The sequence below is a fragment of the uncultured Sulfitobacter sp. genome (assembly GCF_947499945.1).
Lineage (GTDB): Bacteria > Pseudomonadota > Alphaproteobacteria > Rhodobacterales > Rhodobacteraceae > Sulfitobacter.
The window spans coordinates 81,385-95,270 of the sequence record NZ_CANMQD010000006.1 but is presented as its reverse complement, the minus strand read 5'-3'; the positions used below and the strand labels follow the sequence as shown (position 1 = coordinate 95,270).

Sequence of the window (13,886 nt, the reverse complement as noted above, 5' to 3'; positions counted from 1 at the left end):
TTAAAACCGATGACAGCCCAAGACACCCTGACGCTTCTTGCCTGCCAGATCGAAATCCCGTCGACAACAACAGCGGCAGCACGCGATGCGCATCTAGCTGCAACAGCTGACAAAATCCGCCACCAGTTCAGCACACAAACCGCCGATGTCGTGGTGCTGCCCGAATTGTCGAGCATCGAATACTCCCGCGCCGCTTTTGACGCCCTCGACCAGATCGCAGAGCCGCTGGACGGTGCATCGTTCCAGACGTGGGCCGCACTCGCCATCGAGTTTGGGGTTTTTGTCACCTACAGTTTTGCCCGACGGGATACGAACGGCACCTATATCTGCGCAGCAGTGGTCACGCCCGAAGGCGCCCTTGCCGGACATTATGACAAGTTGCACCTGTGCCACTATGGCGCGTCGATGGAGAAGGACTATTTCACCGCAGGCGATCAACTGATGAGGTTCAAGGCGAAGGGTTTCACCCTCTCGCCGATCATCTGCTACGACATCCGCTTTCCCGAACTCTCGCGCACGCTGGTCCTCAAACATGGCGTCGAAGTGATCCTGCACAGCGGGGCCTATTACCGCGACCCCTCGTTCCACATGTGGCACGCCTTCGCCATGACCCGCGCCATCGAGAACCAGTGTTTCTTCCTCTCGCTCAACCGCGCAGGCGAACACTTTGGCAATTCGCTGTTTTGTTATCCGTGGATGGACGAAAACCTTGATCCGCTGTCGTTTGACGCCCACGCCGAAGATTTCAAATTCATCACGCTGGAGCGACAGATGATGGATACCGCGCGCAGCGACTATACGTTCCTGCACGACAAGCGGGACACCTACGACCGCACTCTCGTCAGCACGGATCAGCCTTCCACATAGCCCCCTGCGCTGCGGATGCGGTTCTCGAAACGGGTGACGTTATCAGAGGCATCATCCGACCGCACCGCCATCCCGCCCAGCAGCATCTCAACCGCCAGAAACGCAGTGTTCAGCGAGGGGACAAAGTGCGGCCCCGCCATCGGCAGGCGCAGCACTTTCCACGCGCCAACCGCAATCGGCGCGGCATGGCTGTCGGTGAGTGCAAGTATGCGCGCACCATTCTCCCGCGCCACCGCACAGGCTGCCACCACTTCGGCGGAGTAATGGGCATAGGTGATCGCCACCACAATATCATCCTCCCCGACTTGGGACATCTGATCAATAATACTTCCTGGCAAGGACGGAACATCGGCAAAATTCGAGAAAGCCATGCCGCCCACATAGGCAAAGTGATGGGCAATCGCATAACAGCTGCGCACGCCGACCACATGCACCCGCCGCGCATTCAAAAGCGGCGCCACACACGACTCAAGAACCTCGAGTATCTCTGGTGCAAAAAGCTGTTCCGCATTCTCACGGTTGGCGGCAATCATACCTGCGAACCCGTTGCCATCGACCTGCGCACGCAGGGACCGCGCGCGGTCGCCATAGGTCGGCGCGGGACTGTGCAACAAGGTTTGGACATCTGCACGCAGCGCATCAAAACCTGCATACCCCAACTCTTTGGCCAACCGCGTGACAGTATTGGGGTTCACGCCCGCTTGCTTGGCCAGACTGCGGATGGAGTGAAACGCAACCAACGGCAGATGATCCAGAACCCAAGGGGCAAAAGTACGCAGCGCAGGGGTGCCCGTCACACTCATGAGGGCCAAATCATCTTTCAGCGCCTCTGCGGTTGTCATCCGTATGCTATCCATCTCTATACCCGATCAGTTAGCGTCCATTAGCCATTTCCAGCAAGTCAAAATAAATCATTTGCTTTTTATTTTGCGTATAAATAACACATTTGTATTATTCAAGGACAAGCCCTCGATTCCCGTAGGCTTATCCCCCTCCCAAGGACACGCATATGAACACTCACATTTTCGGCCGCTCCACCAAAGGCGCGTTACCTGTCGTGGCAGGCGGGGAGGGATGTTATCTGATCGACACCGAAGGGCGGCGCTATCTTGACGGCTCTGGCGGGGCGGCTGTGTCCTGCCTTGGCCATTCCAACGCGGCCGTGCGGGCGGCATTGCATGCCCAGATCGACACGGTCGCTTTTGCACATACAGGTTTCTTCACGTCCCAGCCGGCAGAGCAGTTGGCCGACCGTCTGGTGGCGAACGCCCCCGAAGGGATCGACCGCGTCTACCTTGTCTCTGGCGGGTCCGAAGCGGTCGAAGCCGCGATCAAACTTGCGCGACAGTATTTTCTGGAAATCGGTCAGCCAAACCGCCACCGCGTGATCGCGCGGCGTCAAAGCTATCACGGCAACACCCTCGGCGCACTGGCCGCTGGTGGGAATGCATGGCGGCGCACACAATTTGCGCCACTCTTGGCCGATACCACCCACATCAGCCCCTGTTACGAGTACCGCGACCGCGCAGAGGACGAAACACAGGAGGCCTACGGCCTGCGCGTTGCCAACGAGTTAGAGACCGAAATCCTCCGCCTTGGACCCGACAGCGTCATGGCATTTATGGCCGAGCCTGTTGTCGGCGCAACATCGGGCGCTGTCCCCGCAGTGCCTGGATATCTCAAGCGTGTGCGCGAGATTTGCGATCAATACGGCATCCTTCTGATCCTTGACGAAGTGATGTGCGGCATGGGCCGGACAGGCCATCTGTTTGCCTGCACCGAGGACGGCGTTGCCCCCGACATGATAACCATCGCAAAGGGGCTGGGCGCAGGCTACCAACCCATCGGCGCGCTGCTGACGTCAGGCGCGATCTATGACGCCATCGCCGCAGGCACCGGATTTTTCCAGCACGGCCATACCTATATGGGCCACGCCATGGCCGCGACTGCGGCGAACGCAGTGCTGAGCGAAATCCTTGACGGGGGTCTGCTCGCACAGGTCCACACCCAAGGCGCGAAACTCGACGCGGCGCTGCGCGCTACCTTTGGCCAACATGCCCATGTCGGCGACATTCGCGGGCGCGGGTTGTTTCGCGGTGTAGAATTGGTTGCTGACCGCGAGACGAAGGCGACCTTTGACCCGAAACGCGGCCTTGCTGCGCGGATCAAGAAAGAAGCCTTTGCTGCTGGCCTCATCTGCTATCCCATGTCAGGCACCATAGACGGCCAGCACGGCGATCACATCCTGCTCGCCCCTCCCTTCATCATTGAGGACGCCCAAATTGACGAGCTTGTGGGCAAGCTCTCCCTCGCGATTGATCGCTCTTTGGCCGCCTAAACCAACAGGGGCGCGTGCAATGGCATTCGCCCCTCCCCCAGCGCCGTTTCGACACCGCGCCGCCCGAATTTCAAATTCAGTTTGAAACAGCTATTGGCCTGCGGGTGATTTGTGGGCTGGAAACATCGGGACGTTCCGCGTTTAAGACCTATGTAAAAAAGCATATGCAGCACGCTGCCGATGAAAAATGTTAACCCATGGGAATTTTGCGAATGAACACCGAACGCCTGAAACGCTCCGACCTCAGCATCTCGACTGAACTTGTCCAGTTTATCGAAGACGAAGCTCTGAACGGCACGGGCGTCACACCCGAAACATTCTGGAAAGCGCTCTCCGAGCTTGCCCACGACTTTGGCCCGCGCAACCGCGCCTTGTTGGAAAAGCGTGAGGCTTTGCAGGCCGCCATCAACGAATGGCACATCGCGCGGCGCGGTCAGGCCCATGATGCAGTCGCATATAAAGCGTTCCTGTCCGAGATTGGTTATTTGCTGCCAGAGGGCGATGACTTCCAAATCACCACAAGCAATGTGGACCCCGAAATCGCCAGCATCGCAGGGCCACAACTTGTTGTGCCCAGCACCAATGCGCGTTTTGTCCTGAACGCCGCGAATGCACGGTGGGGCAGCTTGTATGACGGATTCTACGGCACCGACGCCATGGGCAGCCTGCCGCCAGCCGGTGCTTTTGATGACGGGCGCGGTGCACGGGTTGTGGCCCGTGCGGCTGTCTTCCTCGACGAGGCATTTCCCGCAAAAGGAACCAGCCACGGCAAAGCCTCCAATTATGCGATCGTGAACGGTGCGCTGCATGTGGATGGCACGCCCCTGATGCAGCCCGAGAAATTTGTGGGCTACCGTGGCGATGCGGCGTCCCCCTCCTCCGTCTTGCTGCGCAACAACGGCCTGCATGTGGAACTGGTGTTCAACCGTGACCATCCGATTGGCAGCAAAGCAGCCTCTGGTCTGGCTGATGTGCTGATGGAATCCGCTGTCTCGGCGATTGTGGACATGGAAGATTCCGTTGCCTGTGTGGACGCAGAGGACAAAGTGCTCGCCTATCGCAACTGGCTTGGCTTGATGAAAGGCGACCTGCAGGAAACCTTTGAAAAAGGTGGCAAGCAGATGACACGCGCACTCAACGCGGATCGTGATTACACAAAAGCGGGCGGCGGCGACATAACCGTAAAGGGCCGCGCGCTGCTGCTCGTGCGCAATGTCGGTCACCTGATGACCAACCCCGCCATTCTGGACAAAGACGGCAACGAGATCTTTGAGGGTTTGATGGATGCAATGGTCACAACAGCCATCGCCATGCACGACCTCCAGAAATCGGGCGGCCTGCGCAACACGGTCCACGGCTCTTTCTATGTCGTGAAGCCCAAGATGCACGGCCCCGAAGAAGTGTCCTTTACCGACAGCATCTTTTCCCATGTGGAAAAGGCGCTTGGCCTGCCTGCCAATACGGTCAAGCTTGGTATTATGGACGAGGAGCGCCGCACCTCCGTCAACCTCAAGGAATGTATCCGCGCCGCCTCTGCGCGTGTCTGCTTTATCAACACTGGCTTCCTTGACCGTACGGGCGACGAAATACACACCTCGATGGAGGCAGGGCCCTTCAGCCGCAAAGACTTCATCAAGCGCAAAGGCTGGATCACCGCCTACGAGAACCAGAACGTCGATATCGGGCTGGAGTGTGGCCTGTCAGGCAAGGCGCAGATCGGCAAAGGCATGTGGGCAATGCCTGACCGCATGGGCGCCATGATCGATACCAAGATCGAGCACCCCCGCGCTGGTGCCAACTGCGCATGGGTTCCAAGCCCGACCGCCGCAACATTGCATGCGCTGCACTATCACAAGGTCGATGTTTTTGCCGTGCAGGCCCAGATCGCCAAAGGGGGCCGTCGTGCCTATGTCGAGGCGCTGCTCGACATTCCAACCGCCAGCTATCGCCGGTGGAGCAAAGAGCACATCCGCGCCGAGGTCGAGAACAACGCCCAAGGTATCCTTGGCTATGTGGTGCGCTGGATTGATCAGGGTGTCGGCTGTTCCAAAGTGCCGGACGTCAATGACGTGGGCCTGATGGAAGACCGCGCCACCTGCCGCATCTCGGCGCAGCATATGGCCAACTGGCTGCACCACGATGTGATCAGCAAGGATGAGGTAAACGAAATCATGCAACAGATGGCCGCAGTTGTGGACCGTCAGAACGCTGGTGATCCGCTCTATCGTCCTATGGCCCCCGGATTTGACGGGATCGCCTATAAAGCGGCCTGCGATCTGGTCTTTGGCGGCACCACCGACCCGTCCGGCTATACCGAGCCTACGTTGCATGCCCGCCGCCTCGAACTGAAGGCGCAGCAAAACGCCTAAAGCACAACACGGCACACTCTAAAAAGAAAAGCCCCCGCTGCGCATGCAACGGGGGCTTTTTATTTGCGATCAGTAGAACGCTCAGTCGTGGGGCAAACGCCCTTTGCCTTCACCGTGCATCCCGCCCGAGACTTCCTCGGTCGCCTCGCCCGCCAACTCTGTCGGCAGGATCAGGTTCAGGACAATCGCAATCAACGCGGCTGGCAAGATGCCGGACGTCGCGAGAACTTTCCAAGTGCTTGGCAAGTGCTGCAAGGCACCTGGTTCAAGCTGGAGACCCAGACCAAGTGACAAAGCAATCGCAAAGATCACCATGTTGCGACGGTTCCAATCCACATCGGACAGCATCGACATACCTGCCGCGACAACCATGCCAAACATCACGATCACACCACCGCCCAAAACTTCGATCGGGATGGTCGAGATGATTGCGCCGACTTTTGGGATCAATCCCGCAGCGATCAGGAACAGCGCGCCGATGGTCACGACATGGCGCGACATCAGGCCCGTCATGGCGATCAGGCCTACGTTCTGGCTGAACGAAGTGTTAGGCAATGCGCCAAACAGACCCGACACTGCAGTACCCAGACCGTCCGCAAATGTTGCGCCCTGAATTTCCTTATCCGTTGCTTCGCGTCCTGCGCCACCTTTGGTGATGCCTGAAACATCGCCCACTGTTTCCACTGCGGAAACAAAGCCCATGAGGCAAAAGCCGATAATCGCCGCAACGCCGAACTCAAGACCAAAGTGTAGCGGGTTGGGCAAGGCAAAAGGCGCCGCACGCCCGACATTGGCAAAGCTGACCATGCCCATCATGTAGGCGACAACATATCCAACCAGCAGGCCCAGCACGACAGCCGAGATTGCGACCATACCACGGGCATAGAACTTGAGACCCAGTGTCACAACAATGACGACACCCGCAACAGTCCAGTTTTGCAGGCTACCATATTCTTCGGTGCCAATCGCAGGCACGCCGCCCGCTGCGTACTGAATGCCGACTTTGACCAATGCCAGACCGATCATAGTCACCACAAGACCCGTCACCAAAGGCGGGAGGGCAAAGCGGATTTTACCGATGAACAGGCCGAGGAAAGCGTGGAACAAGCCACCGACCAGCACACCGCCCATCACCACGGCAAGGGCCTCTTCCCCTTTTCCCGCAACCAGCGGGATCATGATCGGAATAAACGCAAATGACGTCCCCTGAACAATCGGAAGCCGTGCACCCACAGGGCCCAAGCCGATGGTCTGGAGCAATGTCGCGATGCCCGCAAAGAACATCGACATCTGGATCATATAGGTCATCGCCGGAAACCCCAGCGCCCCCTGATCCGAGCCGAAACCGATGCCCGCAGCGCCGCAGATGATGATCGCAGGCGTCACATTGGACACAAACATCGCCAACACATGCTGTAGCCCCAGTGGCACCGCCTTGTAGATCGGTGGCATATAGTCGGGATCGCGCATCTGCTCCGGCGTTCCGATTGAGTGGTCTGTCATTTTTTTCTTTCTCCCCTGGGTAGTTTTTTGCCAGTCTATGCTGGGCATTGGTGTCGTCTCGAACGGCAGTAACGCCCGCCGCATATTCTTTCTTTGCTCAGATCTGAGCCTGAAATTTCTCCAAAAGGCGCAACTCGGCAATCCGCTCTACCTGTTTGCAAGCCTCTGCAAATTCGGTGTCTCGATCCTGACTGATGCGCCGCTTGAATGCTTTAATGATGGAGGCCTTTGTATTGTCGCGCACGGCAATAATGAACGGGAACCCGAATTTATCCGTATAGGCAGTGTTCAATTCGCTCAAAGTGCTGCGTTCTTGTGCAGTCAACGCATCCAGACCGACCGAAGCCTGCTCTGCGGTCGACTCCGCAGTCAGTTGCTTGGCCTCGGCCAACTTCCCCGCCAGATCGGGGTGCGCGTTCAAAACGGCCAACCGCGCATCGGCATCTGCACTGCGAAATACCCGCGTAAGCATCTGGTGAATGCCCTGCGCCGTGTCATGTGTCGGCCCCAGCTCAAGCGCATGAGCGCCCGTTGCAACCCACGCGCTATGCTCGAATATCCCGCCAAACTCGGCTACAAAAGTTTCGCGATCCATCTGTGACGGGCGCACCCGATGCACAGGGGGATGCGTTTGCGCCCAATGCTCTGCGATCTGCAAACGGGTGGCGAACCAGACCCCGTCGTGCGATTTGATATGCTCCAGCACACGGCGCAAGGCCGCTGCCCGCCCTGGCCTGCCGATGATCCGACAATGCAGACCAATCGACAGAACCTTCGGCTGCCCCGCAACACCTTCGGCATAGAGCTCGTCAAAGCTGTCTTTGAGATAGCTCTCGAATTGGCCGCCTGTGGTGAACCCCGCCTGAATGGCGAAGCGCATGTCGTTGCAATCCATCGTATAGGGCACGATCAACTGATCGGTGCCGTCAAAAGCGATCCAATAGGGCAGATCATCGGCATAACTATCGGCGACATAGGCAAACTGCCCCGTCTCCACCGCCAGCCGTACAGTGTTGTTCGAGCACCGACCCGTGTACCAACCGCGTGGCGGCGTGCCTGTGACTTCGGTGTGCAACTTGATTGCTTCGGCAATTTGCGCGCGCTCTTCGTCCTCGGGCATATCCTTATGCTCGACCCATTTCAGGCCGTGGCTGGCAATCTCCCACTCTGCGGCTTTCATCGCCGCAACCTGCTCTGGCGCGCGCGCCAATGCTGTCGCAACCCCGTAAACTGTCACGGGCAAGTCGGCTAAGATACGGTGCACACGCCAAAAACCTGCGCGCGATCCGTATTCATAGAGTGATTCCATGTTCCAGTGACGCTGGTCAGGCCATGCCGTGGCCCCTGTAATCTCGGACAAGAACGCCTCGGAGGCGGCATCGCCGTGCAGGATATTGTTCTCGCCACCCTCTTCATAATTCAGGACAATTTGAACAGCGATCTTTGCCCCATACGGCCAGCTGGCCACAGGCGGGTTGGCACCATACCCTGTCATATCACGCATATATCTGTTCAAAACCGACCTCCCAAGTCTTACACCTTGTATTTCAAAACAATGGGCCCGTTTTTCAAAAAAAATGCGAAGGAGCCTCAAAGAGACTATGCTGTGTCACAGCGTATGACAGCAGCCTATACTGATGTTATCGAATTTGGCAGTCGGCCAGCATTTACAAAAGCGAGACACAGATGAGCGGATTTCTGACAACACATGTATTGGACACTGCACGCGGTTGCCCCGCCGCCGGCCTAAAGATCGAGCTGTTTCGCATGGAGGGGGAGACGCGCACCCACCTCAAAACCCTGAGCACCAACAGTGACGGACGCACAGACGAACAGATTCTGCCGTCAGACAAGTTCGAGACGGGGACCTATGAGCTGGTCTTTCATGCTGGGGCTTATCTGGATGCCATCGGCACCCCGCCGGAGGAGCCGCGTTTTCTAGACGTAATCCCCTTGCGTTTTGGCATGTCAGAAGCGTCACATTATCACGTGCCACTGCTGCTCTCCCCGTTCGGCTATTCCACCTATCGCGGCAGCTGAGCCTAAAGCGGGCTATCGCGCACGGAATCCGAAATGCGCGAAATCACGTAATCCATAAACAGGCGCGTTTTGGGGTCCTGCATGCGGCGGTGCGTAAATAAGCACGCCATCTGGATCGGTTCGGGTGGTGTTTCGGTTGCGACCTGAACCAGCCGCCCTGCTTTCACATGCTCGGCCACTTCAAAGATCGGCTTCATCACGATCCCGTTGCCTGCCAAGGCCCAGTCGGTCAGCACATCCCCGTCGTCACATTCAAACCGACCCGACACGCGAAACCGCTTTGGCCCTTGTGCAGTGATCAATCGCCATTGAAACTCCGTGGCACCGGGGAACCGCAAGTTCAGGCATTCATGCCCGCCGCTGATCAACTCCTCTCCCGACATCGGATGCCCCCGCGCCGCGATATATTCAGGACTTGCACAGAGGATACGTGTCACATCGGCAATCTTGCGAATACGCAGATTGCTGTCTTCGGGCTGCCCAAGGAAGAACGACAAATCCAACCCCTCCGTGGTCAGATCCACCTTGCGATCGGTGAGGCGCAGCCTGATGCTCACTTCGGGATACTCCTTGAGAAACCCCGCCACCAAGGGCGCGATCAACCGCCTGCCCACCCCCAAAGGGGCCGCCACATAAAGCGACCCCTTGGGATTGTCCGTGATGTTCACCACCTGCGCCTCGGCGCTCTCCACCGCTTCCAGTATCTCGCTCGCCCCGCCATAAAACGCCTTACCCTGCTCGGTCGGCGTCAAACTGCGGGTGGTGCGCTGGAACAGGCGCACGCTCAGGTGTTCCTCCAGCTGCGATATGCGCGAGGACGTCACCGCAGGCGAGATGCGCAAATCGCGCCCCGCCGCCGACATACTGCCAAGCTCGTAGACACGGACGAAGGTGCGGATATTATCGAGATATGACATTGTTTTGATTTTTTTGATGCTGTTTGGCTTTTTGAGTAATACCAGAAGAATGAACTTTCGCCTAGTGTTATGAAAACCCGAGCCACTGGAGTCTTTTATGTACGATTTCGCAGTCATCTGGGACTGGATTGCCTTTTCCGTGCGCTGGCTCCATGTCATCACCGCAATGGCGTGGATCGGTGCGTCGTTCTTTTTCATCGCCCTCGATCTGGGTCTGCGAAAAGCGGCCAATGCGCCCGAAGGCGTGCACGGCGAGGAATGGCAGGTTCACGGCGGCGGTTTTTACCACATCCAGAAATATATGGTCGCGCCCGAAAACATGCCCGAGCATCTGATCTGGCACAAATGGCAAAGCTATATCACTTGGGTCTCGGGTGCGGCGCTTTTGATGATCGTCTATTGGGTCGGCGGCGAGATTTTTCTGCTCGACCCGACAAAGGCGGACTTGACCCTGTGGCAGGGCATCCTGATCTCTGGTGGCTCGCTTACCATCGGATGGATCGCCTATGACTTTATGTGCAAATCCAAACTGGGCGAACACTCCACCCTGCTGATGCTGCTGCTGTTTGTGCTGCTGGTAGTGATGTCATGGGGCTATAACCAAATATTTACGGGCCGCGCAGCACTCCTGCACCTCGGAGCCTTCACCGCCTCGATTATGACGGGCAACGTCTTTTTCCAGATCATGCCGAACCAGCGCATCGTCGTCGCCGACCTCAAGGCGGGGCGAAAACCCGATGCAAAGTATGGCAAGATCGCCAAGCTGCGCTCGACCCACAACAACTACCTCACTCTACCCGTTGTCTTCCTGATGCTTGCCAACCACTACCCGCTCGCATTCGGCACGGAATACAGCTGGATCATCGCCAGCCTGATCTTTCTGACGGGTGTCACCATTCGCCACTACTTCAACACCATGCACGCCACAGGCAAAGGGCCGCATTGGACATGGGCCGTCACGGTGATCCTGATGATTGTGATCGCATGGCTGTCTACCGTGCGCGGCCCCGATACATACGAGATTGCCGAGAGCCGCACCCTGACCCCCTATGAGCAGCAGTTCGCAAGCGCCGAAGGGTTTGACGCTGCATATGATGTGGTGCTTGGCAACTGCTCCATGTGCCACGCGCGCGAACCTGCGTGGGAAGGACTGCATTGGCCCCCGAAAGGTGTCGTGTTAGAGACGAAAAGCGATGTCGCGCGCAACGCCGAGCAGATCTATCTCCACGCAGGGCTGAGCAACGCAATGCCGCCTCCCAACGCCATCGCCACCATGACCCCGGAGAACCGTGGCAAGATCGTCAGCTGGATTCAGGCCGCACGCATAAATTAGGCTCTAATCCTGCGTAACGGTCTATCCAAACTGCGCGATGTGGTGTTTGATCCGTTCAAATTTGTACAAAGGTCCATCACATGAAATCGCACACTCGCGTCGTTGTTATCGGCGGCGGCATTGCCGGCTGCTCAACCCTCTATCATCTGACCCAAGAAGGGTGGAGCGATGTTGTGCTGGTGGAGCGGGACGAGCTGACCTCGGGGACCACATGGCACTCGGCCGCACAGGTCACGAATTTTGGCATGAACCAGACGATGGTTGGCCTCAAATCCCACTCGATCAACCTCTACAAAGAGTTGCGCGATGATCCCGACTACCCCGTAGGATACAATCACGGCGATGGCGGCATCAGGCTGGCCAACACCGAGGCCCAGATGGACGGCTACCGCCACTTCGCCTCCATGGCGCGGGGTATGGGGGTCGAGTTTGAAGTGCTGGACGCCGAGGAATGCGCACGCCGCCATCCGCTGATCTCGACTGACAATCTGGTCGGTGGATTGTGGGATGCCAGTGACGGTGACATTGATCCCGCCAGCCTGTGTCAGGCGCTTGCACGCCGCGCGCGCAAGGCAGGCGCAGAGGTCTACCGCAACACCCCCGTTACGGGCCTGACCCAGCACAATGACGACAGCTGGACCGTGCACACAGAGCATGGCGATATCACCTGCGAGATTGTGGTAAACGCCTGCGGCTACCGCGTGAACGAAGTGGGTGCAATGATGGGTGTGCACCATCCTGTTATGTCGATGGAGCATCAGTATTTTGTCACCGAAGACATCCCCGCCATTGCCGATGCTGGCCACCGCATGCCCCTGCTGCGCTGCCCGATCAGCGACTATTACTGCCGTCAGGAAAAGAATGGCCTGCTGGTGGGGTTCTACGAGCAGGACTGCCGCACATGGGGGATGGACGGGATCGATCCGCATTTTGTGAACGCCCTTTGCCCCGACGATCTGGACCGCATCACCGATGTCCTCGAAGGCGCGTTCGAGCGGATGCCAGCCCTCACCGAAGTCGGCATCAAGAACATCGTAAACGGCCCCATCACCTATACCATCGACGGCGCACCGCTGGTCGGTCCTATCCCGAACAAGCGTAACGCCTTTTGCATCATCGGCCTGCGTGCGGGCCTTGGTGAGGGGGGAGGCCATGGCTGGATGCTGGCGCAACAGATCGTGCACGGTGAGGCATGCTATGACACTTGGTGCATCGACCCGCGCCGCTTTGTCGGCCACACCAATGTCGAACTGACGGCCCTCAAGGCGATCGAGGATTACCAGAACGAATTCCGCTTCCACTTCCCGAACGAACATCGCCCCGCAGGGCGCATGGCCAAGACAACACCGCTCACTCCCGTTCTCGCCTCTGAGGGCGCTGAGTTCACCGTGGTCAACGGCTGGGAGCGGTCGGAGTTCTTCAAACCCTCCCCCGATTTCCACGTCACCCATGGTTTCCACTTCGACGAGACGTTTCCTATTGTCGCGCAAGAAGTCGCCGCCGTGCAAAATAACGTCGGCCTGTGCGAAGTCAACGGTTTCAACCGTATCGAGATTACAGGCAGTGATGCGCAAAGCTTCCTTGACCGCATGATTTGCGGACGCTTGCCGCGCAAGGACGGGCGCGTGGGGCTCGCCTACCTGCTCAACCAGCACGGTATGCTCAAGGCGGAGGCGACACTCGCCAACATCCCCGCCTCTGATCGCGGACCTGCGCGCATCTGGTATGGCTCTGCCGCCGCGTCAGAGTTTCACGATATGGACTGGCTACAGTCCCATCTGAACCCCGACGAAGATGTTCAGCTTAAATCCCTCACCAATGACATGACCATCCTTGTTCTCGCAGGTCCCAAAGCCCGCGATGTGATGCAAGCGGTCAGCCGCGCGGACTGGTCCAAGGCGGCCTTCCCGTGGCTGTCGGTGCGCGAATGCTTCATCGGGTTCGCCCCTGCCACTGTTATGGCTGTGAGTTTCTCGGGGGAGTTGGCCTATGAGATCCACATCCCCAACGCGTCACTTTATGCCGCCTACACGGCCCTACGGGAGGCTGGCAAAGCGCATGACCTACGCTTGTTCGGTGCGCACGCGGTAGACTCCATGCGTTTCGAGAAAGGGTATTTGCACTGGAAGGCCGAAATCCTCACAGAGTTCGACCCCTTTGAGACTGGGTTGGATCGGTTCGTCCAGATGGAGAAGGACGATTTTGTGGGGAAGGCAGCACTGGAGAAGCGGGTCGCCGCAGGCCCTACAAAGAAACTGGTTTCCATGCTTGTCGATTCAAAAGACGCCCCCGCGCATGGCGGTGCCAGCGTTATGGAAGCGGACAGTGTCGTGGGCACTGTGACTTCTGGCGGCTTTGGCCACCGCACACAGCAAAACATCGCTTTGGCCTTTTTAGACCCTGAATTCTCCAAGGTCGGAACGCAGGTAGAGATTGATATGCTGGGCAAGCGTGTCCGCGCCACTGTCTGCGACGCGGGCATCTATGATCCCACCATGTCGCTGGTCCGCAGCTAGCCG

At 58.0% G+C, this 13,886-nt stretch carries 10 protein-coding genes; 6 read left to right on the top strand and 4 right to left on the bottom strand.

Annotated features, from left to right (window positions below; all coding sequences use genetic code 11):
• The first annotated feature begins 9 nt into the window (after positions 1-9).
• Positions 10-867: a carbon-nitrogen hydrolase family protein gene (locus tag Q0775_RS17965; RefSeq protein ID WP_298864304.1), complete on the top strand. Its 858-nt coding sequence runs from the start codon at positions 10-12 to the stop codon at positions 865-867.
• Here the strand turns inward: Q0775_RS17965 and Q0775_RS17960 are convergent.
• Positions 852-1,709, bottom strand: coding sequence for a MurR/RpiR family transcriptional regulator (locus tag Q0775_RS17960; protein ID WP_298864301.1), 858 nt, complete (start codon positions 1,707-1,709; stop codon positions 852-854). The two genes, Q0775_RS17965 and Q0775_RS17960, sit on opposite strands and share 16 nt — an antisense overlap.
• Positions 1,710-1,876: 167 nt before the next feature.
• Between Q0775_RS17960 and Q0775_RS17955 the strand changes: the two genes are divergently transcribed.
• Positions 1,877-3,205 (top strand): aspartate aminotransferase family protein, encoded by a 1,329-nt coding sequence (locus Q0775_RS17955; protein ID WP_298864298.1) that lies wholly within the window; start codon positions 1,877-1,879, stop codon positions 3,203-3,205.
• A 212-nt stretch (positions 3,206-3,417) separates the two neighbouring features.
• Positions 3,418-5,574, top strand: coding sequence for a malate synthase G (locus Q0775_RS17950; protein WP_298864295.1), 2,157 nt, complete (start codon positions 3,418-3,420; stop codon positions 5,572-5,574).
• An 81-nt stretch (positions 5,575-5,655) separates the two neighbouring features.
• Here Q0775_RS17950 and Q0775_RS17945 read toward each other — a convergent pair whose 3' ends face one another.
• The gene (locus Q0775_RS17945) at positions 5,656-7,077 is read right to left on the bottom strand and encodes a nucleobase:cation symporter-2 family protein (RefSeq protein WP_298864286.1); all 1,422 of its coding nucleotides are present in this window, start codon (positions 7,075-7,077) and stop codon (positions 5,656-5,658) included.
• Between the two features lie 97 nt (positions 7,078-7,174).
• Complete coding sequence (puuE, locus tag Q0775_RS17940) at positions 7,175-8,593, bottom strand: allantoinase PuuE (RefSeq protein WP_298864284.1); 1,419 nt, start codon at positions 8,591-8,593, stop codon at positions 7,175-7,177.
• Positions 8,594-8,763: 170 nt separating this feature from the next.
• Between puuE and uraH the strand changes: the two genes are divergently transcribed.
• Positions 8,764-9,117, top strand: coding sequence for a hydroxyisourate hydrolase (gene uraH, locus Q0775_RS17935; protein WP_298864281.1), 354 nt, complete (start codon positions 8,764-8,766; stop codon positions 9,115-9,117).
• Between the two features lie 2 nt (positions 9,118-9,119).
• Here the strand turns inward: uraH and Q0775_RS17930 are convergent, their stop codons facing one another.
• Positions 9,120-10,034: a LysR family transcriptional regulator gene (locus Q0775_RS17930; RefSeq protein WP_298864279.1), complete on the bottom strand. Its 915-nt coding sequence runs from the start codon at positions 10,032-10,034 to the stop codon at positions 9,120-9,122.
• A 97-nt stretch (positions 10,035-10,131) separates the two neighbouring features.
• Between Q0775_RS17930 and Q0775_RS17925 the strand changes: the two genes are divergently transcribed.
• Positions 10,132-11,367, top strand: a complete 1,236-nt coding sequence (locus Q0775_RS17925; protein WP_298864276.1) for a urate hydroxylase PuuD — start codon at positions 10,132-10,134, stop codon at positions 11,365-11,367.
• A gap of 80 nt (positions 11,368-11,447) precedes the next feature.
• A complete protein-coding gene (locus Q0775_RS17920; RefSeq protein WP_298864273.1) occupies positions 11,448-13,883 on the top strand; it encodes an FAD-dependent oxidoreductase in 2,436 nt (811 codons plus the stop codon).
• Positions 13,884-13,886 lie beyond the last annotated feature (3 nt).